Source organism: Haladaptatus rarus (assembly GCF_054177585.1).
Map to the genome: position 1 here is coordinate 93,028 of NZ_JBPEHG010000017.1, position 21,977 is coordinate 115,004.

General features: G+C 57.3%; 16 protein-coding genes. 14 read left to right on the forward strand and 2 right to left on the reverse strand.

Translation table 11 applies throughout. The features are described from left to right. Positions 1 to 125: 125 nt before the first annotated feature. Complete coding sequence (locus ACR3FE_RS23765; RefSeq protein WP_458210326.1) at positions 126 to 347, reverse strand: hypothetical protein; 222 nt, start codon at positions 345 to 347, stop codon at positions 126 to 128. 39 nt (positions 348 to 386) lie between these two features. On the opposite strand from ACR3FE_RS23765, the gene ACR3FE_RS23770 reads away from it, so the two are divergent. The 4 genes from ACR3FE_RS23770 to ACR3FE_RS23785 all read left to right on the forward strand — a co-directional run bounded on the left by ACR3FE_RS23770 (position 387) and on the right by ACR3FE_RS23785 (position 5,826). Next, complete coding sequence (locus ACR3FE_RS23770) at positions 387 to 1,556, forward strand: DUF4143 domain-containing protein (RefSeq protein ID WP_458210327.1); 1,170 nt, start codon at positions 387 to 389, stop codon at positions 1,554 to 1,556. A gap of 76 nt (positions 1,557 to 1,632) precedes the next feature. Beyond that, positions 1,633 to 3,390, forward strand: a complete 1,758-nt coding sequence (locus ACR3FE_RS23775; RefSeq protein ID WP_458210328.1) for a DEAD/DEAH box helicase — start codon at positions 1,633 to 1,635, stop codon at positions 3,388 to 3,390. Beyond that, a complete protein-coding gene (locus ACR3FE_RS23780) occupies positions 3,383 to 4,564 on the forward strand; it encodes a hypothetical protein (RefSeq protein ID WP_458210329.1) in 1,182 nt (393 codons plus the stop codon). Before ACR3FE_RS23775 ends, ACR3FE_RS23780 begins: the two co-directional genes overlap by 8 nt. Positions 4,565 to 4,935: 371 nt before the next feature. After that, positions 4,936 to 5,826, forward strand: a complete 891-nt coding sequence (locus ACR3FE_RS23785; protein ID WP_458210330.1) for a hypothetical protein — start codon at positions 4,936 to 4,938, stop codon at positions 5,824 to 5,826. A 17-nt stretch (positions 5,827 to 5,843) separates the two neighbouring features. Here the strand turns inward: ACR3FE_RS23785 and ACR3FE_RS23790 are convergent, their stop codons facing one another. After that, on the reverse strand, positions 5,844 to 6,212 hold the full coding sequence (locus ACR3FE_RS23790; protein ID WP_458210331.1) for a PadR family transcriptional regulator: 369 nt from the start codon (positions 6,210 to 6,212) through the stop codon (positions 5,844 to 5,846). A gap of 428 nt (positions 6,213 to 6,640) precedes the next feature. On the opposite strand from ACR3FE_RS23790, the gene ACR3FE_RS23795 reads away from it, so the two are divergent. From ACR3FE_RS23795 to ACR3FE_RS23840, 10 genes are all read left to right on the forward strand, one after another. Then, on the forward strand, positions 6,641 to 6,976 hold the full coding sequence (locus ACR3FE_RS23795) for a hypothetical protein (protein ID WP_089872516.1): 336 nt from the start codon (positions 6,641 to 6,643) through the stop codon (positions 6,974 to 6,976). 61 nt (positions 6,977 to 7,037) lie between these two features. Beyond that, positions 7,038 to 8,876 (forward strand): DUF8186 domain-containing protein, encoded by a 1,839-nt coding sequence (locus tag ACR3FE_RS23800; RefSeq protein ID WP_458210332.1) that lies wholly within the window; start codon positions 7,038 to 7,040, stop codon positions 8,874 to 8,876. Positions 8,877 to 8,953: 77 nt separating this feature from the next. Then, positions 8,954 to 10,435, forward strand: a complete 1,482-nt coding sequence (locus ACR3FE_RS23805; protein ID WP_458210333.1) for a TrbL/VirB6 family protein — start codon at positions 8,954 to 8,956, stop codon at positions 10,433 to 10,435. 798 nt (positions 10,436 to 11,233) lie between these two features. Further along, a complete protein-coding gene (locus ACR3FE_RS23810) occupies positions 11,234 to 11,908 on the forward strand; it encodes an ATP-binding protein (RefSeq protein ID WP_458210334.1) in 675 nt (224 codons plus the stop codon). Between the two features lie 75 nt (positions 11,909 to 11,983). Further along, positions 11,984 to 12,370 carry a hypothetical protein gene (locus tag ACR3FE_RS23815; RefSeq protein WP_254538622.1) on the forward strand — a complete coding sequence of 129 codons (387 nt, stop codon included), beginning with the start codon at positions 11,984 to 11,986 and terminating at the stop codon, positions 12,368 to 12,370. A gap of 6 nt (positions 12,371 to 12,376) precedes the next feature. Beyond that, positions 12,377 to 13,423, forward strand: coding sequence for a TraC-like domain-containing protein (locus ACR3FE_RS23820; RefSeq protein ID WP_458210335.1), 1,047 nt, complete (start codon positions 12,377 to 12,379; stop codon positions 13,421 to 13,423). Continuing rightward, entirely contained in the window at positions 13,423 to 15,660 is a 2,238-nt protein-coding gene (locus tag ACR3FE_RS23825; protein WP_458210336.1) for a VirB4 family type IV secretion system protein, read from the forward strand. Before ACR3FE_RS23820 ends, ACR3FE_RS23825 begins: the two co-directional genes overlap by 1 nt. Further along, on the forward strand, positions 15,653 to 19,858 hold the full coding sequence (locus ACR3FE_RS23830) for an ATP-binding protein (RefSeq protein ID WP_458210337.1): 4,206 nt from the start codon (positions 15,653 to 15,655) through the stop codon (positions 19,856 to 19,858). The genes ACR3FE_RS23825 and ACR3FE_RS23830 overlap by 8 nt, the downstream gene beginning before the upstream one ends. Further along, entirely contained in the window at positions 19,855 to 20,748 is an 894-nt protein-coding gene (locus ACR3FE_RS23835) for a bifunctional DNA primase/polymerase (protein ID WP_458210338.1), read from the forward strand. Before ACR3FE_RS23830 ends, ACR3FE_RS23835 begins: the two co-directional genes overlap by 4 nt. Further along, on the forward strand, positions 20,745 to 21,977 hold a 1,233-nt coding region (locus tag ACR3FE_RS23840; protein WP_458210339.1), incomplete at its 3' end, for a primase-associated protein. The genes ACR3FE_RS23835 and ACR3FE_RS23840, both read left to right, overlap by 4 nt.

The window sequence follows — 21,977 nt, forward strand, 5'->3', positions numbered from 1 at the left end:
TGGTTCCCTCTTCAAACGTTCTCTACGTTCCACTTCGTGACGATCCAGTATTCCAGCTACATCCTGAAGAACAACTCCGAGCTGCTGTCGACCATTTTGAGACACATGTCCTCCGACAGCATCAGTCACCTACGCATTATCTGTTCTTCGACGACGTCCATCTCGTTGAACGACCCAACAAACGTGGTAATCAAGATGTGGGTCACTGGGAACAGCTCTTCGCAGAGTTGCTGGAAGAACACGAAGAACGTCAAATCGTCATTACTGGTCTCTCTCTGGAGGCGGTAAGAGAACGATTCACATCTGTTTCTTCTCTGGATCAGGATTCCCCTCTCCCTCGGGAGCATTTGAATGTGTATCCCCTGGGATTCGGAGACTTTCTCCAGATGCGGTATCGTGATATCGAACTCGCACCAGCCGATGAGCGATTCGATGAGAGGTCGGTCAAAGATGAGATTCGGAAGAGTCTGGTAAGCGGAAAGCTCGATTCCTTCGTCTCGGAGATTCAGTCACAAGAAACTGCGTCAGTCGTTGACGCGTCTACCGCCCGACGAGAGATTGCCAATTACAGCACAACCGGCGGGACAGTAGCCCACCGAATTGCTACGGAAGGAGTCTCGCTGGACGACAGACGATTTTCTGATGTAATTCGCAGTCGCGGGGATGTAGATCTCCAGGAACTCCAGCGGAGCACACTTAGCGACTTCAGAAACGATCTCATCCGTGCAGCGACAAACCTTGGCGGGGTGAAGGACGCATCTGGCTTAGAGAGATTCTGTGCTCTAGCTGCTCACGAACATCCAATCGACGACGTGTTGTTCGATGATTTGACTGCGGTACTCGATATTGACCGCCGAACCCTCCGTGATAAGTATCTCAGCACTCTCTCACGACTGCATCTCCTCTCGGCAGCACCGGAGTATGACAACCAGCGCCCTCGAAAAATTCGATTCTACCTCAGAGATACAGGCATCACTAATGCGTTCTGCCGAAATGATCTCAATGATGTCCTTCGTCGCCAGCCGGGATTAGACGAAGCCCTCGCGAAAGCTATCGCGTTCGATCATACGCTTCGACTATCGAACGAACTGAACCATATCCACGACCCGAAACGTGGCGTCGTCAAGTTCTGGGTCGGGACGAAGGGGACTGTCGATTTCGTTCCTAAGATCAACGGAACACCGATTCCAATTCTCTGGTCGTACAAGAGAGGCTTAGACGAACTCCACCGTAGTACGGACACACCAGGGTTCGACGCATTACAGGAATTCCTTGGTGGGCGCGCATCTGCCACTGAGAGAGACAAGGTCGACGAACTACTGTACAACTCTGTGCCGGGAACGTTCGCTGAGCAGCGGCGTACGTACGTCCAGCAAAGCGAGTATGCTGGCTCTCTGAGTGATGATGAAACCGCAGTCTTCGATAGCGAGCCATCATTCGGGATTGTGTTGACGAATGCACGGGAGGCGTTGGAACAAGGCGTTACCGTAGTCGAGGATGGCTCGAAGCCAATTCTCCAGATCCCACTCTGGACGTACCTCCGGCTCTCCCGATGAGTCTCTAGCCCGCTGAACCGGGTACGAGAGTCGATACTGCACAACCTATTTGATGGCATACTGTTTCGCTTGACACATGGACGAACAGGACCTCGTTGATATCGAGGTCACGCACAGTGACCCAGACGACATTCTGGATTCATATTCGTCGGGTATTGCGGACTTCTCATTTCACCGGCAGACCGTTATCGCGAATCGACTACTCGCAGGACAGCCCGATACCGAACTACGGTCCCTGATCGGCGTCGACGAGGAGCAGGTCAAACTCCTTGAACACCAAGTTAACGCTGCCCACCGAGCGCTCTTTGAGATGAATGGTAAGGCGCTTCTCGCCGACGAAGTTGGTCTGGGAAAGACCATTGAGGTCGGCATGATTCTAAAGGAAATGCACTACCGCGAGACTGATGGGTCAGTGTTGATTCTAACTCCTGCACAATTGGCCAAGCAGTGGCAAGGTGAATTACGGGAGAAGTTTGGGTTGGAATTCGTTTGCAACTACGACGACGAATTTCAGGGATTCGATGCTCACGACCGTATCATTGCGAGTATCGATACCGCGAAGAGCGACCGACACCAAGCAGCCGTTCTCGCGCGGGATTGGGATGTCCTCGTGCTGGACGAAGCACACTACGTCAAGAACGAAGAGACTGATCGATACGATCTTATAAAGAAACTCAAATACGACTACGCGTTCTTCCTTACGGCAACTCCTATCCAAAACGAGCTCACAGATCTCTACAATATCGTTTCTCTCCTCCGCCCTGGCCTGTTCGGTAGCCGCGATACCTTCCATCACTACTTCGTGAATAGCAGTCAGCAGACACTCGTGAACCGCAACGAGCTACAGCGCCGTTTGGGACAGGTGATGATCCGGAATAAGCGAGAAGATACGGATATCGACTTCACAGAACGCATCATCGACACGCGGACGTTCGAACCAAACGAATCTGAGAAGAAACTGTACGACGCGGTGACGGAGTATGTGCGCGCAGCGTACTCCCAAGATCAAGGGCAGAAGCTGGTGCTAATGCTCCTCCAGAAGGAGGTTGTCAGCAGTCCGGCAGCACTTGAGCAAACCATTCGAAAGCAGCTCGACGATCAGCGTGAGCTGACTCATAAAGACGAGCTTGAAACAATTATGGACAAGATCGACGCTGTTGAGTCAGTCACGAAGCAAGAACGACTGTTTGATATCGTCGAGGAGGTGCGGGAACGCGTTGAGATGGGGCGTGTCATCGTATTCACGCAGTTCCGTCCAACACAGCGCCAACTCCTCGAAGCGCTGGACCAACAGGGCTACACGACCCATGCGTTCCATGGAGGCCATTCAAGCCAAGAAAAGGAAGACATCGTCGACCAATTTCGCGAGGAGGGTGGTGTCCTTGTCTCTACAGATGCAATGAATGAAGGCCGTAATCTCCAGTTCTGCAATATTATGGTGAACTATGATCTCCCCTGGAATCCAATGAAGGTCGAGCAGCGGATTGGGCGAATCCACCGAATTGGCCAGAAGCGAAAGGTGTATGTTTTCAATATGGGTTTGAAGGGGACGATCGAGGAATACGTACTTGACCGTCTCTACCACAAGATTGACCTCTTCCAGCAGACGGTGGGTGAACTGAGTACGATTCTCACCCGTTTAGAGGACTCTGGCAAAACTTTTGAGGACGAAATCTTCGAACGGCTCGTCAACGCTGGTTCCGAGGTTGATTTGGAGAACGACTTTGACTCGATGGCAATCAATCTCGAAGAACAAAAAGAGCTTTCAGAGAAAGTTGAGCAGTTTAACAGCGGTGTTTTCCAAGGATTCGACCTGGGGGCGAAAAATGACTGATGCACGTCTTGCGGTAACGCAATCTGAACTAGAAGCCGCTATCCGAGAGTACCTCAAAGGCTTGGGAGGCAGCATACAGGCGGATGGTAATCGGTGGTACGTCAATTTGCCCGCACATGTCGACGTTGGGTTCTCTGATAGCAGTGAGTTCGAAATCGCATTACTCAGTGACGAAAACGCAGAAAATGAGTCAGTAGCTCTACTTACTCCTGAGAGTGAGTTCACTCAGAAAATTCTTGAGGAAGCAGCCGATATGGCGATGATCGGGCGGGTCGAACTCACTAGCGATGTCGTTAATGGTGACTACCAGCACCCTGCTTGGATTGCTGAGAGCAATGCTGAAGTAACCGATGTTAAATTCAATCCGTACTACGATAAGGTGGCTATCTGTGCATTTGTGAGGGTTGGGGTTGAAACTGTCAGTAAGTTCCAGACCCAATTCTTAGAAGCAGTATCTGTAGACCTTGATTCGGAAGAACATCTTCCGAAGATCACGGATCTCTTGATAGGTGAGTACTTCAGACCAAAAGCTGCTCCTCCAAACGAACTCTCTGAAGGGAGTGAGATTTCAGTCTCAGCGGAGAAGCTTGCTGCTGTCATTAATGTCGGACAGAAGCTTGCGGTCGAGGAAGTTCAGGGTGATATAGATGACCTTCGACAGTCTGCGTCGAAATCTGCGACGTCAGAATTTGAGGAGTATCAACAGCTTCAGGAACAGCGAATCACGGAGTTGCAGAGCGAAATCACCTCGATTTCTGACCGTATTCAGAACGTAGCCACGGATGTCGAAGACGCAAAGTCCCAACATCAACGTGTGGAGGTGCTCGAAAAGCGGAGAGAGCTCAAAGAAGCAAAATCGAAAGCGGAAGAGGAGCTCACAGAGATTCTTGGAGAAAAAGAACGGGGATACTCTCAACGAAAACACGAGATCTACGACCGACACGCAATCGAGGTGAAGACGACACCAGTTGCAATTACGCTCGTAACCTACGAACGGGGCGAAATTGAATACACTGTTAGAGAGAGTGGCAAAACCACCTCTGTGCGAGCTCCCTACGCAATCGGGGTCGGAGTCACAGATGAAGTTAGCTGTAATACCTGCCACGCGACTCTAACAGAGACAAACCCCGTTTCTATTGTTCCTGATGGCGTAGGATGTCACAGTTGCAAATAGAGTCTGAAGTATTTGCTTGGGGGAAGTAATCCAACCGTCACAGCGAATGTTGGTTCGAGAATGATTCTGTAGATACACCTATACTTCTCGTGGCTAATTTCTGACCAAAGCCGATGCCCTATCTTGGTCTACTCGACAATACAGAAGTAATCCCCCCGCAAGTAGCGGATGGTGCGACTGTCGAATGCCCCGTTTGTAGTGGTTCTATGGCTGTCGTCCAATCTCATGAGCGGGGAAGCGTGTTCATCTCTCGTCATTTCCGCCACCACGATAGGACCCAGAATCCTTCGATGAAGAGAACAGGCCAGACGACGCTTGCAGATTTGGATACTCCTGGAGCGTGTCCAGGCGAATCCGACGAGCATCAGAAAATGAAGTCGATTGCGTTTGCTCGTCTTGAACACGACTTTCCAGACGCTACTGTCGAGCTCGAGGCTGCGGTAGATAATCGCATCGCTGACGTACTTCTAACATTCGACGCTCCCTGTTCGCCCTATGGACGAGGGATCGCCGTCGAGGCACAGTACCGCAATCACGGGAAGGACGTCGAGGCAGTTACCGAGCACTATCTCGAACGTGAGTTTAGCGTTGTCTGGCTTGAGGAAGACGATTTCACTTCCCACGATGTCGACCTCTCTGGTATCCTCACAGTGTGGCCGTACGCGCTCCCGAACCGAGTGGGGACTGAGGGATATCCAGACGTGTTACAGTGGCTCTGGCAGGAGAAATCTCCACAGGTAGAAGTCGAGGTTCCGATACCTGGAGAGTACTGGACCTCATTCGATAAATCGGGCGAATGGGTCACTGTCGCGCAGTGCCATCTCCGCCGACGTGGTCGTGCATGGGCTACGATTTCACGGTCACCTACCGGCCACCTCACACTTCAATTGGGGAAGAAGGAATTCGGCTGGAATGCTGACTCACACCGGGTGACAGTACAGCTCGAAAGAAGTGATTGTGAAGAACTCCAAGAGTTCGTAACCAATCTCCAAAAGCGTGGATTTGGAACGGCGCGACCAACTGAGGAAGAGCGAGATCACCCGTGGCATGATCTGACTACGGCGTGGCTGGCTGGGTCCCCGAACGTTACTGCGTGGCTCTCCGCATCGCTGTCACCAGACGGAGATGTCGTTCTCTCCCTCGGCAAAAAGCATCCAGTGGATTCAGAGCGTGTGGCCGTTCAGATAGACGAGACCGTTGTTAGCGCGCTTCGACGCTTGATCGAGTTACTGGAGCGAGCGTTCGAGTTAGAATCTGAATAGGGTCTATGGAGTCCATCTCAGGATATCATCTCCTGAACGAACCGTAGATATTCCTCTGCGACCCACTCGCCCCGACCAGTTAAGGAATATTCCTTCCGGCGCTTGTCGCTTTCCTTCGTCTGTTTGCTGATTAACCCAGACTCGACCATCCGGTCGAGACTCGGGTATAATCGCCCATGATTGATGTCTTCCGGATAGAGATCTTCGAGCGCATTCTGGAGGGTCACTCCTTCCACTGTCTCAAATCGATAGATGAGACAGAGGAGATAAGTCTGAAAGGCGGTGAGGTCGGTTGGAATATTGTACGTCGAAAAATCAATCGAACCGGCTGTAGGGGGGTCTTGGTCGCTTGCCCCCTCTTCATCCGGTGGATCTGAATCAGCCATATTCACCCATCCTAGCACCGATGCATAAAATTCTGTGCTTCAATTCAGACTGGACTCGATAGTTGTCATATCTTATTGTGCAGTAGCCAGGCGATTCACTGGGATTCTTCAGTCGACTAGCTATGCTTACACCACCTCTATATCGATCTAAAGCCGATGCGTCTGCGCTCCCCTGTGATTTCGATTAGACTGGTGAAAATGGGACACTTAGCGCCAATGAGTGTGGTTTTGATTCCAACGGATTGGTTCCCTTGTAATCCGACCGTCTGAATACCATCGGCATGATGGCACTGAACCGACTCGAAACTCTCGCCTGAACGCAGTCTACTTGCTATTTTTGGCTGTTAGAAGCACTATCTGTCGTCTAAGATAAATGCATCAATAGTCTTATCTAAGGTTTTTAGTGCCGTCACTATAATGAATGAATCATGCGCCATCGTCACGGTGTCGCACGATCCCTGGTCGTCCTGTTCGCGTTCACCGCAAGTACAGGCGTCGCTGCCGCCCAACAAAGCGAAATAAGCAGCTCACTCACGCAGATCGAGGAGTTCGTCGCCACAACCCTCGGTCAGATCGGCGTGATCGTCTTCCTCGTCGGCGCTGCCGTCTGGTTCGTTTCCAGACGCAGTGCCGACCGCGCCCAATGGGGTTGGCGCGGTATGTGGGGTGGCGCCGGGATGATCGTCCTCTCGGTCAGCTACAACGTGTTCGTCGGCCTCTTCGAGAACCTCGCCCCGGGGATGATCGTTCCAGTCCTTCCCTGAGCAGTGTCCTCGGGTGAGGCGAGAGCGGGCTACCGCTCTTCCACCCTAATCACTCTGACCTATGACGGACAGTCGTCCCCTCACTGGCCTCGTGGTTGTTGCCCTCCTCGCGCTCCCCGTCGTGAGTGCGGTCACAGCACCGACTGGTACCGCGCCCAACAACGAGACGCGTGCGTTCATCTCCGACGACCGCGATCCAGACGCCGGGACGCTTCCGCCGTTCGTGCTCTCCACCCTCGACGATGTCGTCCGTGCGGAGAACGTCTCTGTGGCGAATATCAGTCGGATGCGCGATTTCTCCTACGCGACGACTCAACCACCATATCGCGTCGGGCCGAACCAGCAGACACTCAGCGAGTATCGTCTTGCCCAGTTGAACTCGATTCAGCGCAACGACTCGACGAGTCTCTGGCTCCCCGACTCGCAGCGCTCGAACGGCACGGTCGTCAAAGACGCTCATATCACGATCCTCGGGACAAACGAGGGAGTGCGGACTGGTATCGGTGCCGAAGCGGGCAACCACTCTGAAAACGCAAGTGACCGACTGCTCATTCCGCGGAACGGAACGGTTCTGACGCAGCTCGATTACTCGACGCTCCTTCCGAATCGGACGTGTACCGTTGCTGGCGACACCAAGACCTGTCTCTCGTACGATCTCCTCGAGCAGCAGGTCGACCGAAGCGTCCGAATCGGCAATCAGACCTGGGAGAGTGATTCAGCGTCGCCGCGTCAACTCGAGTACGACGGGGCGGAGGCAACCGAGCCGACGACGATGCAGGTCCGCGCGACGATCAACTCAACCGTCGCCGTCACGACGAAGACCTACGTCCGCGATGGCGGTGGCTGGCAGCTGTCGAATACGACGGCCGATGAGACGCTCGCCCTCTCGCATACGGTCCAGGACAGCGCTCCTGCGGTCGTCACGTCGAACCAGAATCTTAGCCTCACGCAGACGGTCGTACGCTCCGAAGAGGGGATCGACCGAATCATCCTCCGGTTCGAGGGCCCACACACCCTCTCCGACCGCCGACTCTGGAGCTATGCTCGGTTCAAGGGGTCGGCTGGACGCGTTCAGAACGTCTGGGGCGTCTATTCGCAGCGCCGGTACAGGAATGCGACACGCGGTCGGCGGCTTCTCACGACGTCGAACATCACCCTCTCGCTCGCACCGGGTAACACGACGCGACTCAACCAGACGCTCGCACAGCAGCTCGCGGCCACAGACGGACGGCAGCGAACCGTCGCGTTCCCGAACGTCCTCGAACTGCGGCTCACCGCTCGTAGTCGGCAGCCGACGCTCCGCTGGACGCAGAACACGAGTGTCACCGCTGCTCCGGAAATCACGAGACTGAACGGCTTCAATATGTCCGGCAGCGCGGCCCCGCTTGACCGGCGTGTGAATCTCACCTCGGTACCGCCTCGCGGCTACACGACGATCGTCATCACGAACGTCGACCAGCCGATTACAGAGCTCCGCGATATCCACAACGATTCGATACCGGTGACCACACAGACCGTTCGCGAGCAGAACGCGAGTCTCTCCGCGACGACACTCAACGAGACGCACGCCCGGATCCAACTCACCGACGCTACCACTGGCCAACCGCTAGCGGGCCGAATCCTCTGGCTCAGCGGGGCCGCTCAGGGACGAGTAACGACGAACGCCGACGGCGCAGTCGTCGTCGAGCGGCGTGATCTCTACGTCACTGCCTCGTTCACGGGCGCGACCAATGTCTCCGAGAACGTCTACTACGGACCCGCACAGACACGAGTCGCGTTCCAGCCGGAGCCATTCAACATCTACCAGCTCCTGACCAGCCTGGCGGGTGCACTCGTCTCCGTGGCGGCGTTTCTCGTCTTCTTCGCACCGTTTGCGTACATGCGGCGGGGAACAGGCTAGCACTCGTGATGCACTTACTTGGATTTCCACTCTAAATCTCACGCAACAAACGTACACCACCGAACTCAGATCAAACGATGACCGGATCGAGATTCCACGTCCCGCTCGACGTCGTCCACGACAGCATCGGTCCCGATACTCTCGCGTCCATCCAGCACGGCATCGCGACGCTGCCGACTGACGCCACGCTGGTACCACTCGCCGCCGTCTTCACCGACTGGATTGCGAACTTCTTCACTTACATCCTGACCGGGATTCTCGGGTTCATCGGCGAGCTCATCGCCAACGGGATGCGGACGTTCATCATCTTCGACAGCCCCTACTCCGACCCCACGATGCAGGCGGCCTTCCAGCACAATCTCGATATCTTCCCGCAGCTGCTCGTGATCATGTTCATGGCCGGGGTCGCAACGAAGCCGTTCGCCGATCAGCGGGAGGTGACGAACTTCATGCTCGTCTGGAAGGCGCTGAAGGTAATCATCTTCGTCGCCGTCGCCCGCCAGATCATGCACTTTGGACTGCTGCTGACGAACGCGATCATTCGCCACATCTTCACCGCGAATTACGGTGCCGCATTCGGGCCAGAGGTTCTGAAATCCAGTCTCGACGGGGCTGCGGCGTCGGGTGCTGGCGTGATCATCGGTGCGCTCATCCTGAGCATGGTGTCCGTGGCGGGCATTTTGCTGGCACTCGGGGTCTTCGTCCTGCGGGAGTTCCTGTTCAACGCGACGTTCATTCTCCTGCCCATCCTCGGGGCGATGCTCTTCCTGGACTTTGGACCCCTCCGCTACACGTCGGAGATCGCGAAAACTGCTCTCCGGGCGACGGCCTATATGCTCCTCGCCGGAATCGTGATGGCGGGCCTCTTGCAGACCGGCGCCGCGGCTGCCGGTGCGTACGCAGACATGGCCGGGCAGGGTGCGGCTGCTGCCCAGAGCCAGCAAGCTGGCGATCCTGGGTTCGGGGAAGTCCTCGAGGCGTACCTCTTCTGGCTGATCGGCCTCGTCGCACCCGCACTCGTCGGCATCAAATCCGCGGCGATGGCCGGGCTGTCGCCGCGACGCATTTCCGGTCGTCAGGGAGCGAAGAGCAAATCGAATTCCCAGAGTTCGTCGTCAACCCAGTCTGGCGAAAAATCGACGCGCACAGCCCTGATGGAACAGGCGAGGCATGGGACTTCAAAAGGGCTACGGGGAATCGATAAACGAACCAAAGGAGTGGGTAGTACTGCTGTGGGGAAGGCAGGCTCTGCTGCGGGGCGAACCAAAAGTACGATTGGGAACGTTGCTACGAGCGTTGTTTCTGAAGAGAAGGTTGAGAGGGGGAAGCGAATCGGAAACTCCGGAAAGAAAGGTGGGAAACGAGTGATCAACGATGCACATGCAGGTGCGGACTATGCAACGCGGAATCTCCACCAATCTCCGGTCGACTGGGCCGAGGCAGGCCTTGAGCGCTACCGAGACAACCCGGTTGTCGATACATCAGATGATACCGGATCGAAGCAACGTGAGCTGAATGACTGGTCTGACAGCTCTTCTAACAAGGGCCAGTCTAAGTAGGATTGACCGAATGCATATACAACGGGATTCCATAAATTAAGTATAACAATGGACGGACAAGAACACAACACGTCCACAAACGAGGAGAGGACCAATAGTCAGCGGAACTTCGATGTAATATTCAAATCAGTTATCACATCTCTATTTTCAACTATTGTACTTTCCGCGTGTTACCTTCTGGTTCCGTTAGGCGTGATTTGGGTAGCGGCTAAGATGCCTACCTCCATCGGGTGGATTGCAGCAATCCTTAGTGTGCCTGCTATTTGGTTCGTACCGAGTGTTATTGCCATAGTCGCGACTACAACGATAGAACTCGTAGTTGGGCAGGACGACGAGGATGTGGAAAGGGGATGGTTTTTAGGAATAATCGTTGGATCAGCCGTGTTAACTGCGGTCTGGCTCCTTCCCCTTTTAGAGGGTTTCTGGCCATCGGTTGAGGGAGTATTTCAGCCATTACGGATTACTGCCCTGTTTGACGATCCTTTGCTTGTTGGCCTGAGCTGGTTAGTTAGCGTGCCAATGATGGCGTATGCTAATCTTGCCGGACTCACGGACACTAGCCCAGAAAGTGATACCTCGAAAACAAAGGAGAAGCAGCGTAGCCAGTCAGGTACACGGTCTGCGAATCCACCTGCATCCACGAATGACACGGATGGCCAGGACAGGAAGGCACCGAAGAACGAAGATCTGCCGAGGGACCGAAGCTATCAATGGGAGCCTGCACCAGAGACACGGTTTGCAGATATTGGTGGGATGGAGTCGCTGAAAACGAATATCGAGCGTTCAGTACTTCGACCAATGACTCGAATCGACGAAGCCTACGAGCGGTTCAACGTCTCACCACCGAATGGAATCCTCCTGTACGGTCCACCCGGAACCGGGAAAACCCTATTCGCCCGAGCAATCGCTGGGGAACTCGGCCATCCGTATCTCGAGCTATCTGCGGGCGATATCAAATCACGCTGGATCAACGAGTCGACCGAGCAGGTCAACCGGTTGTTCGACGAGGCAGAGCAGTTCGACCGGTGTGTCATATTCATCGACGAGATAGACGCCCTCCTCGCTGGCCGCGGAAATGAGCTCCATCGCGAGCACGCCCAGGTCGTCAACGAGTTCCTCGCGCACCTGGACGACGAAGAGCCGAATTTCCTCGTGATTGCGGCGACGAATCGGGCTGACCTCCTCGACGAGGCCGCCACACGACGGGGACGCTTCGATCAGCAGTACGAAATCGGCCTCCCCGACCACGACGCTCGTGAGGCGATTTTCCGCGTTCGACTCCGCGAACTTCCGACCGCACTCGACGAAGACGACTACCAAGAGCTAGCCGACCGTTCAGAGGACCTCAGTAGTGCTGACATCGTGGGGATCGTCGACGACGCCGCAATGCATGCCGCCGAGCGTGATGCAGAGGCAATCACACTCAGGGACCTCCACGAGTCGTTCCCCGATACATCCGACAGAAATACCTAACAAATCACGAATACTATTCAAAACCGATATCCTGGGAAAACTATTAACTATCTATCTTAGTAAGGAAATAATCACATGGAGACCTTCCCCATCGCAGGCCGGATCATCAACACGAAGTTGGTATTTGGTCTCACTGCCCGCGAAGTCGGCGAGGTCCTCATCATCCCATTCCTCGCCCTCGGCATCGCCCAGAGCCTCGGGTTCACCGGCACGCTCTTCCTGATTGCTGGCGGCATCGGTCTCACCCTCGGCATCCTCATTCTCCTCGTTGCGCCCGCTGGCCAACGACCGATCAGCTACGCCCGGGCCGCCGCAGACTACTATCTCTCATCGAACTCGTACTACAACCGCCGCACTCGAACAGAGGCAGAGACGCCTGTCATTCAGGACGTCGTCGGCGTCCGGCAGGAGGGTCTTGACGTCGAAACGATCGAAGCTGAGCAGGAGACCGAATCGAGGTGACCACCCATGGGCTCTGCCTCCTCCGACGAGACCACCGACGGAACAACCGCCGACAGCGATGGGGAACACGACGTAGACGAGACAACGAACGGGAACGCTGCATCCGATAGTTCAACCGGCCAATCGACGACGGGTACGTCAGCGACCGAGTCGCACTCAGCGCCGGGGTCCGAGCTACAGAACGGTACCCAGCCGACCGCGACTCAAAATGGAGCGCCGGAGTCTGACCTCGAAGTTCTCCGCGCACTCGATAACTTTCTCGACGACATCGACGAGGACCTCCCGACCGCTCGCGAACGGGCTCGGGCTCGCGACCACTTCGACCTCGAGAATCGACTCGGGGAGTCCACGACCACGCAGGAAAAACTCGGCTTCGATTACGTCCGCGACGACGGCATCGCCGTCGACGAGAACAGCTACATCGGACTGCTGAAGGTTCATCCACAGAACTGGCTCTCGCTCAGCGACCAGGCGAAACGGGACACGATGAGTGCATACATGTCGTTCCTGATGTCGCTGGAGTCCAGCGTTGCGGTGCCCTGCTATCCGAAGACCTTCGACCTGACCGGGCACCTCGAACGCTTCTACACCGCCGGCGCGAGCATGGCATCGCGTGGCCAGACACCTATCCTCCAGTACGGACGCAAGTTCTACATCCAGTGGGCGAACACAAACATCGAAGACGAGGACCTCAAACAGCGCGATTTCTACATCGTCACGCGGGTCGACGCCGACCAAGTCCACAAGGACCTCGATACAGGAAGCGTATTGAGTCAGCTCGGGACGCTTCCGGTCATCGGGACGGTCTTTTCCGGGATCGTCGATCGAACGCCACTGGGTGACTCCCACGAGGAGGCCCGTACCGAACTCTGTATCCGCGAAGTCCGGCAGCGCCAGCGCAGGATCACGAACAAACTCGGCCGGACGGACGTCTCCATTGAACGCGTCACCGACCGCCAGGAGACGATGGAAATCCTCTATCACTACTACAACCACGTCGACCCGAAGTTCGAGAAGTTCTCCCACGCGACGAAAACGGAGGGTGAGCACTAATGGCGGGGCGATTCGACCGCCTTCGCTCGTGGCTTCCCGTGGGGAGTAGTGAGCCAAGCATCGACGACATTGACGACGAGACGTTCGACCGCGCTGCGGAGATCCTCGAAGCGAACGGGGACGACCTCACGAAGGAGAACATCCGCGAACAAGCCGAGTACCTGCTTGAGGTTGAGGACGTCGACGAGGGTGAGCTCCGGCTCGGCATTGTGCAGGACGAGACCGAGAAGACGCTTGCCGACCGGGATGTCATTGCCCCTCGCCAGCTCCAGGAGGTCTCGAACCTCTTCGAGTCGGGGTATATGGTTCGCAACGACAAGTTCGTCCGCACCCTCACCATCCACGGCTATCCCGAGCGCGTTCCCCTCGGGTGGCTCGAGAACCTGTACACGACGAACGACCACGTCCGCGTTACCCAACACATCGAGCCTCGCGATACTGGGTCAGTCCTCCGCAAACTCCAGAAACGCCTCACTCAACTGCGAGCCCGTCTCCACAAGAAACACGAGAAGAACCAGACCGACACCCACGAGGCTGAGGCCGACCGCGACATGGTCAAAGACCTCATCTGGGATATCATCCTCGGGGAGACGAAACTCTTCGACTTCGCGATCTACATCGAGATCATCGCCGACACCGAACAAGAACTCGATGACGCCACCGAACGCGTCGTCGAAACGCTTGGGGCCGCGAATGCTGAGGCGGTCACGCTCGACAAACGCCAGATCGAATCTCAGGACGCACTCGCGCCGCTGGGTGATGACCCGATCAAGGCCACCCAACTCATGCAGGAGACCGCCGTGGGGACGATGTTCCCGTTCATCGAGCCCGCCGTGGCTGACCCCGAGGGCGTCTTCTATGGCTTCGATGGGACGAACACGCCCGTTCTGTTAGATCGCTATCGGCTCTCGTCGTACTCGAAGGCGATTGCTGGAAAGATGGGGTCGGGGAAGACGTTCGCCGAGAAGCACGAGATGTACCATCGGCTGATGATGGACCCCGAGATCGAGATGCTCGTCCTCGATCCGCTTGGAGACTTCGTCGACTTCGCGAACGACCTCGGCGGCCAGGTCATCCGCTTCGGTGGGCAGAACACCGTGAATCCCCTCGAAATCCGGCGCGGCATCGACGACGTCGCCGACGACCCGTTCAAGAAGAAGTTCCGCTCCGTGATGGAGCTGTTCCGTACGCACTTCTCGGCGGTCGCGGACCAGTCGCTGAGCAAGGAACAGGAGGGTATCCTCCGGCGGGCTATCCGTCTCGCCTATCTCAAGTACGGAATTACCCCCGACCCGGTGACGCACGAGAACACGAGTCCGACGATGCAGGACGTCCTCGACATACTCCACGCGCTCACCGACGGCGACCAGCCATCTGAGTTCATCGAACTGCACGAGGATGCAAACGAGGAGCGCGTTCGGCCGGAGATCGAACAGCTAGAGATGCGATTCAAAGAGGCCGATGAGAAGTACGCCTACCAGCTTCTCCTCGGTCTCGAAGCGTTCCAGCACGGTGGCGAGAACGACAATCTGAACGGGCGAACCAACGTCGAGCTCGACAACCGGCTGGTCGTCATCGACATGTCGATGTTCGCCGATACCGGCCAAGCACCGCTGTTCATGCACGTCATGTTCGACTGGATCTACCAGCGTGCTCAGAGCAGCGACCGCCGTACCCAGGTCACCATCGACGAAGCCCACTATCTCCTGCGGCGGGCAGCAACGACGGACATGATCGACCTGTTCATCCGCCACAGCCGCCACTTCAACACGGCGATTACACTCATCTCACAGACGGTCGACGAGTTCATTGCGAAGTCGGACAAGAAGTCCGAGGAGGCCGTCGAGAAAGCGCGGAACGTCTACAACCTCTGCGACATCAAGCAGATCTTCCACCACGAGTCGGTCAGCGACGCCATGATCGACTTCCACGGGTTGACGGCCTCCGAGCAGAACTTCATCGCGACCGCCCAGACCGGCGAAGACGGCGGCTACTCGGAGTGCCTACTCGCGGTGAATGACTGGACGAAGTCGCTCGCCCTCCACGTGAACGACTACGAGATCCACGTCCTCGACGACGACTTGGACCCGTGGGAGTATCTCGTCGACCAGCGATACATCGACGCTGGCGACGTCGAGTATCTCGCAGAAGAAGGCCGCGTCGACGACTACGACATCCCGGACTCACTGCTCGCTGAGGCCGGCGTCTCGACAGCACCACAAGAGGCCGATGACTGAGACTCGTCGGTACGTTCGCATCGAACCAGCACGGGAACGCGTCGACTCAGCCGATATCGTGTCCCGACTAGCTGGGTTGCGGAAGCTCCGCACCGGTTGGAAGGTCAAATACGACCCACGGAAGAGCCCGCCCACATTCGAATTTCTCGCACTTACCCAAGGCGAAGACGCGCCGGTACGGTTCTATCTCGGCGTCGACGACGAAGAGATGCTGCCGACGGTCGAATCCGAACTGCAGACTGCGTACCCAGCCAGCTACGAGATTTACGAGGAGGCGGTCGACCTCCCTGCAGAACTCTGTCGTCCAGACACGGACGAGGAGGAGTCCCGACGCCCGACAGACGACCCTGACGCAGAGGAGCAGGTGGTTTCACTCTCTGAACGCACGCCAATCGCTGCTCGCTGGAGTGGCATCGGTGAGCGGAGCCGCGACTGGATGACGCCGATCAAGCAGTACTCGCAGGTCCAAGAGGAAGGCACCAGTTCGGGAAACCCAGCACGAGCGCCACTCGCGACGGCCGTTGAACGACTCACAGAGGCCACAGCACCCACCGCATTGCAGGTGTTGTTCACGCGGTACAGCAGCTGGCAGAAGTTCGCTGAAGGCCGCAAAAAGCAGATCGAGACGAAACACGACGGTGCCCTCCAGTCCGCTCGAACGAGTCTAGCGGATATGGTCTATGGGGCCGACGAAGAGCGGATTCGAGATCGCCGACGCGGTCGTGATCCGCCACACGTCGGTGAGAGCACCCGGCAGACGTCGAGTGCAGCTAGTGGGGAGGTCGCATCCCGACAGGCGCTCATCGATCAAAAAGGACCGTCACAGACGTTTCTCGTGAACGTCCGGACGGTGGCCGTCCTCTCGAACGAGCCTGATGAGGCAGTCAAAGCACAGGCGGCGAACAATATCGAGACGCTGGCGAACGCATTCAATCACCTGGATGGGTACTTCTACCATCTCGACGGGAGCCGCGTCACAAAGAGCCTGACAAACCTTCGAGACCCCGCCAAGAAAGAACTGAACCGATTGGTCAACCGTTCGTTCAACCAGTCCTCGATGGGGAAGCGCCGGCCCCAGCTCATTCTGAACGCGGATGAACTCGCGAACTTCGTGGCGGTGCCGAGCGCACAGACATTGACCACTGAGGGCTCGCGTGGCGCTCGCGGGAAAGAGCGACTCCGCCAGCCACTACCGCTCCCGGATCCCGATCTCCTTGAGGAGTTCGCCGGAACAGGCATGACGGTGGGGAAGCCCCTCCGGAACCGGAACGAATCCTTGGACCAACCAATTCGTATTCCGCCGAACCTCCTGACTACGAGCTACATTCGGGCTGCGTCGACCGGGAGTGGGAAGTCAACAGCCGTGCAGACCGAGATGCTCTCACTCCACGAGCACGTCGACGGCCCGACCGTCCTCCTTGAAGGGAAGGGGGACGGGATGGCCGAGAACTATCTCCACGCCCACTACGCCAAGAACGGAAACCTGGACGACGTCTACTATTTCAACGCGCCAGATACCCTACCGGCGGTCTCGTTTTTCGATATTCGCCCCGCACTCGCGATGGGGCGTTCCCGCCAGGACGCCGTTCAGGACAAGGTCGAGCACTTCCACGAGATTATGCGGCTCATTCTCGGTGAGGAACGCCACGAGCAGGCGTACGTCGCCAACGAGATTCTCACCTTCCTGATCAAGGCGCTGTTCGACCGGGAGTACGGCCAGGACGCGTTCAGCCTCGAGGACCTGATTCAGGCTGTGTTCCGGATGAGTCGTGACCGGACGCTGCCCGAACTCTGCGAGGCGAACTCGCATATCGAACAGTCGCTGGTGCAGAAGTGCCAGGTCGACGACCATCAGTTCCAGCAGACGATGGGGGCTGCAGCGAATCGCCTCGACAAGATCGTCGAGCACGAGCACCTCTACCAGATGTTCACTCACGTCCCGGAGTGGGACGACGAGGCCGAGGAGTACGTCGGGAACGCCTTCGACTTCCGCGAGTTCGTCAACGACGACGCCGTCATCCTGTTCGACCTTGGTGAGTTCCGGACTGAATCCCAGCACGCCCTGACGATGATCCTGCTGAGCAATCTCTGGGACGCCGTCCAGGGCCGTCGTGGCGGTGGGCGGTCGCTGAACGGTGGGGCTCGTCAGAGCGAGAGCGACGGCGACGATTCGATTGTGAATATGATCATCGAGGAGGCGGCAGCTGTCGCGACGTCCTCGCTGGTCTACGAGCAGTTCATCCCCCAAGGCCGAGCCTTCGGTGTGAGTCTCGGCCTGATCCTCCAGTACCCCGAACAGGTCGCACAGTACAGCACGTCGGACCGGGCGTATACGGAGATTCTGAACAACGTCAAGACGAAGCTCATCGGGAATATCGCCACAGATGCGAAGCTCGCCGAATCGGTGGCACACGAGAATCTGAGTACGACCGAGTTCCGGAATCGCGTGAGTCGCATGCCAGCCGGTGAGTGGATCGCCCAGCTACCGAGTCCACGGTTCGGACAGACGGGTCCGGCGCCGTTCTCACTTGCATCGCTGCCGATCCCCGACGGCCACCCCGAGAGCGATGCACCCCTGTCGGGTGACGACCGGCATCTCTTCGAGGAACAGCAGATTCCACGAGTGATGCGGCGAACCCAAGACGAGTGCAGTTTGCCGGGCCGGACGAATCAATTTGCCCGCAAAGAAGTTCGGGAGACACTCGACGAGGTTGGCGATGACACCGACGCGGAGGCGGCATCGTCGAGCGAGAGCACAGCGCCCGCTGGAGCCGCCGACGGCGGTAGCCCATCGGATGCACCGTTCTTCGGCGCAAACGCCGAGAGCGACAACACAGGCGTCTCTGCGAAGGGCGAGACAGGGAGCACAGCTGGCGACCCCGGCACCTCATCGAGTGACGAGCGAGATATCGGGAGTGCGCCCATGTTCGGCGCTACTGCAGACGGGTCACAGGAATCCGAAGGAAGCCAACAACTCTCAGCTGCGGGACAAGCAGCGTCAGAACACCGTGAGGAGCGCAACGATACTTCAGAACTACAGACCACGGACGGCGATGAAGAGACAACGGATTCGGCGGAAACGACAGGCGGGGATTCGCTGCCCGAGCACCTGAGTTACGACGCGGACACCGAGTGCTACGTCTGCGACATCTGTGGATCCGAATATACTGCGTCCGAAGAGCGGAAGGCCAGTGCGTGTTGTCAATTCGCGTCTAAAGACGATGTGTTCGTTGCCGCCAAGCGCGCTCGCTCCACCGCTTCGACATCCAGTGAACTCTTCACTCGACTCGGGACAATCACCGAGCACGCTGAATCGTACGGCATCGAGGTGACGATTCAGGACTTCGCATCACTCGATGAATCTACTGAGGAGTCCTCTGCTTCCAACGGAGGGTCAGAGCACCCACCAGAACCAGAGGAGAATCAGAATCCGGAGGCGTCCCCATCGACCCGATTCAAGGACGCCACGACGAGCATTCCGGATGAGACGCTCCGCGAGGAAGGCATCACACGTGATGAGGCCGCCTTCCTCGGGCTCGTACTGGATGCGATGAACCACCAGGTCGAGGAGTATTCGCTGCTGGAGAGCATGACCGTGCTCAAAGAGCCATTCTCTAATCTCGATATAGAGACGCTCAAAGAGAAGGAGTTCATCGAAGAGCACCGGTCGTTCTGGCAGACGTACTATACGGTCCTCCCCGCTGGGCGACGGTTTCTCGATCGGTCACTCGATACCAGCCCTGGTATCGGTGATCTCGGTGAGAAAACGCCACACAAGGCTGGCGTTGTGTTCCTCGAAGCATGGCTCACCCAGCAGGAAGACGTTGCTCGCACGGCCGTCTACCATCACCATTCGGAGGATGTCGTATTTGACGTTGCGGGGTTCGATGCCGCTGACGAACTCGTCTGGGTAGGTGAAGTCGAAACCCCGAGCAACAATCCCGACGCGCTGCTCTCGGATTACGAGAAACTAGCGAGCGTCGACGCGGCTGCTGTCTGGGCGTGTGAAGACAAAGACCTCATTCTGGAGATCATCGAGTCGCTCACAGATACTGACACAGTCGATATCTCGTTGACGTCCACGCAGACCCGGACGATCAGTTCGCTTCGTGCGGCGATCAACGACCACGACCTGTCGGGGATGGACGCTCTCCATACGTTCCGGAGTCTCAAAACGGAGGTCGACCAAGATCCATGACTGGGGAGTGGCGAGAATCGACTCGTGAAGAGCTCCACACCTACTACATAGAGACGTTTCCGAACCACCTCGACGCCCTCCCGTCATTCCTTACAGCCAGTGGCCCGAAGCAGTACGCTATCGCCTTCCGCGAGGCATACCCAATCCGGAAGCAGAACGCTCCAGATCGGTCGTTCATCCGCCGCGATACCTGGCAGACCAGCAACTCCGGCGAGCGAACCATCCAGCAGTTCGGCTCGGTGGAGGATCTCGTCGAGTTCATCCAGTACCCCGCACGCTACGACCCCGCTCAAGGGAGCAACTACGCGCTCGCAGACCCGGATCTCCTGGAACGGCCAGAACCACGCCCTGACGCAGTCTACTACGCGCTCGATCACTGGGAGCGACCATGGGTCCTCGCGGTCGATATCGACGCGAAGGACATCGCCGCACAGCGCGCTTCCAGTGAATCAAGCGATGGGAAAGCCGACGATGTCGGGACTGAGCAGCTTCGTGCCACAGGTATCCTTGACAGCCCGCCTGAGGGATATCCCTACACGTTCGACGATATCGAGCAGGCCCTTGAGTACGGATTTGCCGTCCAGGACATCTTCGAGGACGACTTCGCAGCCGACGAGACCATGGTCGTCTACTCGGGACAGGGCTGTCACGTCTACTTGCTCGATGCGGATCGCGAGCACCACTACGACGAGCAAAGTCGCGAAGTCATCAACGATCTGCTCCTCGAAGAATATGAGATTCCCATCGATCCGGTCGTCACGGCCGACCGACGCCGGGTGATGCGGCTGCCGTACTCGATACACGCCGACGTCTCGCGTGTCGTCCAGCCCATCGACGGTCCGGGATTCGACTTCCGGACTGAAGCGACGCCCGAGTTCCTTGAATCATGAGCCGAGACACGCCAGCAGACGATGAGTACACGGCGTATCGAGTTGCAGCACTTCCACGAGACAAGGGCGAGTTACAGCTGACGCAGCTGTTCGAACGCGGGTATCAGCGGTGGACGGTCGATGGCGAGCAGCAGACCGAGAAGATGCTCGCAGACATCGAGCGGTTCACTACCGATGCGTTCGCGCCGAGCACACGGGAGGAGGCGGCGGAGCGCCCCTATGTCGACGATCCGGGAGCACTAGCCACCCTCACGACGCTCGGGGCGGTCTGCATCATGGACCATCCGAAACTCGAGGATACGCCGCCCCGTCATCTCGCGCTCCTCGGTGATCTCCGCGAACTCTACGTCAACAATATCGCCTCACTCATTCGCGAGTACGAAGACTGGTCGCTCCACCAGGAAATCGCCGAAACCCTCTACGCAAAAGATCCCGGCGAGGACGGTGTCCATCCGGGGCGTGTCTGTACGGACATCACCGAACGCCCCGAGTTCGGAGAGGGGTATTACCTCGAAATCCCGCTCGTCGCCGCCTCACGAAAGTGCCTCGCTCGTTCGGAGGGGGATGAGAACCAGCAGGGCGAGATCCAGGCCCACATCGCGGACAACCACCTGTACGTCCCCGTCTCGGATTTTATGGCGAAGTACCGCGAGTACGCAGAGGACGCCTTTGGCCGGCTGCTCGCAGTTCAAGAAGAGGCGCTAACCGCAGACCAACGAAGCTGGCTCACCGCGAACGAATCAGCGATCACTGACCGTATCGACCGTTTCTTCCAGGCCGGACAAACCCATCGCGTGTGGGAGAACTGGAGCCGACAGAAACGTGACCTGCTGACGATTATCAACGCCGTCTCCGCCGCAGACGACGACGTCGTCCAGCTCGGTGAGACGCAGACTGCACGCGACCTCTATGAGGCGGTTGACGCATACGACCCGGACCGAACGTGGGAGCGACAGGTCTGTGAGTCTATCTCCTCGCCACGAAGTCTCGGGACGGTGCTTTCGCGGAACCGCGATCACGCGAGTGTCACCGTTGAGAACGCGCGCTTGAATCGGTACACGCTCACCGAATACAGCGACGGTGCGCAACCCCTCCACGTCGATGAGCTCGAAGATCTGTTCGAATTGCCCTGTATGGCGGCGATGGACGAGCGCCTGCAGGAAAAGAAACCCGTCCGGAAGGACCTGTTCAATCTGGTGCGGATGGCGTGGTGGCTTCCCCAGTACCGG

Coding starts and splice junctions, on each gene's coding strand:
- ACR3FE_RS23765 (WP_458210326.1), bottom strand. CDS start 347: ATGCTCCCGAGGGAGAGGGGAATCCTGATCCAGAGAAGAAACAGATGT.
- ACR3FE_RS23770 (WP_458210327.1), top strand. CDS start 387: ATGCGGTATCGTGATATCGAACTCGCACCAGCCGATGAGCGATTCGAT.
- ACR3FE_RS23775 (WP_458210328.1), top strand. CDS start 1,633: ATGGACGAACAGGACCTCGTTGATATCGAGGTCACGCACAGTGACCCA.
- ACR3FE_RS23780 (WP_458210329.1), top strand. CDS start 3,383: ATGACTGATGCACGTCTTGCGGTAACGCAATCTGAACTAGAAGCCGCT.
- ACR3FE_RS23785 (WP_458210330.1), top strand. CDS start 4,936: ATGAAGTCGATTGCGTTTGCTCGTCTTGAACACGACTTTCCAGACGCT.
- ACR3FE_RS23790 (WP_458210331.1), bottom strand. CDS start 6,212: ATGGCTGATTCAGATCCACCGGATGAAGAGGGGGCAAGCGACCAAGAC.
- ACR3FE_RS23795 (WP_089872516.1), top strand. CDS start 6,641: ATGCGCCATCGTCACGGTGTCGCACGATCCCTGGTCGTCCTGTTCGCG.
- ACR3FE_RS23800 (WP_458210332.1), top strand. CDS start 7,038: ATGACGGACAGTCGTCCCCTCACTGGCCTCGTGGTTGTTGCCCTCCTC.
- ACR3FE_RS23805 (WP_458210333.1), top strand. CDS start 8,954: ATGACCGGATCGAGATTCCACGTCCCGCTCGACGTCGTCCACGACAGC.
- ACR3FE_RS23810 (WP_458210334.1), top strand. CDS start 11,234: ATGACTCGAATCGACGAAGCCTACGAGCGGTTCAACGTCTCACCACCG.
- ACR3FE_RS23815 (WP_254538622.1), top strand. CDS start 11,984: ATGGAGACCTTCCCCATCGCAGGCCGGATCATCAACACGAAGTTGGTA.
- ACR3FE_RS23820 (WP_458210335.1), top strand. CDS start 12,377: ATGGGCTCTGCCTCCTCCGACGAGACCACCGACGGAACAACCGCCGAC.
- ACR3FE_RS23825 (WP_458210336.1), top strand. CDS start 13,423: ATGGCGGGGCGATTCGACCGCCTTCGCTCGTGGCTTCCCGTGGGGAGT.
- ACR3FE_RS23830 (WP_458210337.1), top strand. CDS start 15,653: ATGACTGAGACTCGTCGGTACGTTCGCATCGAACCAGCACGGGAACGC.
- ACR3FE_RS23835 (WP_458210338.1), top strand. CDS start 19,855: ATGACTGGGGAGTGGCGAGAATCGACTCGTGAAGAGCTCCACACCTAC.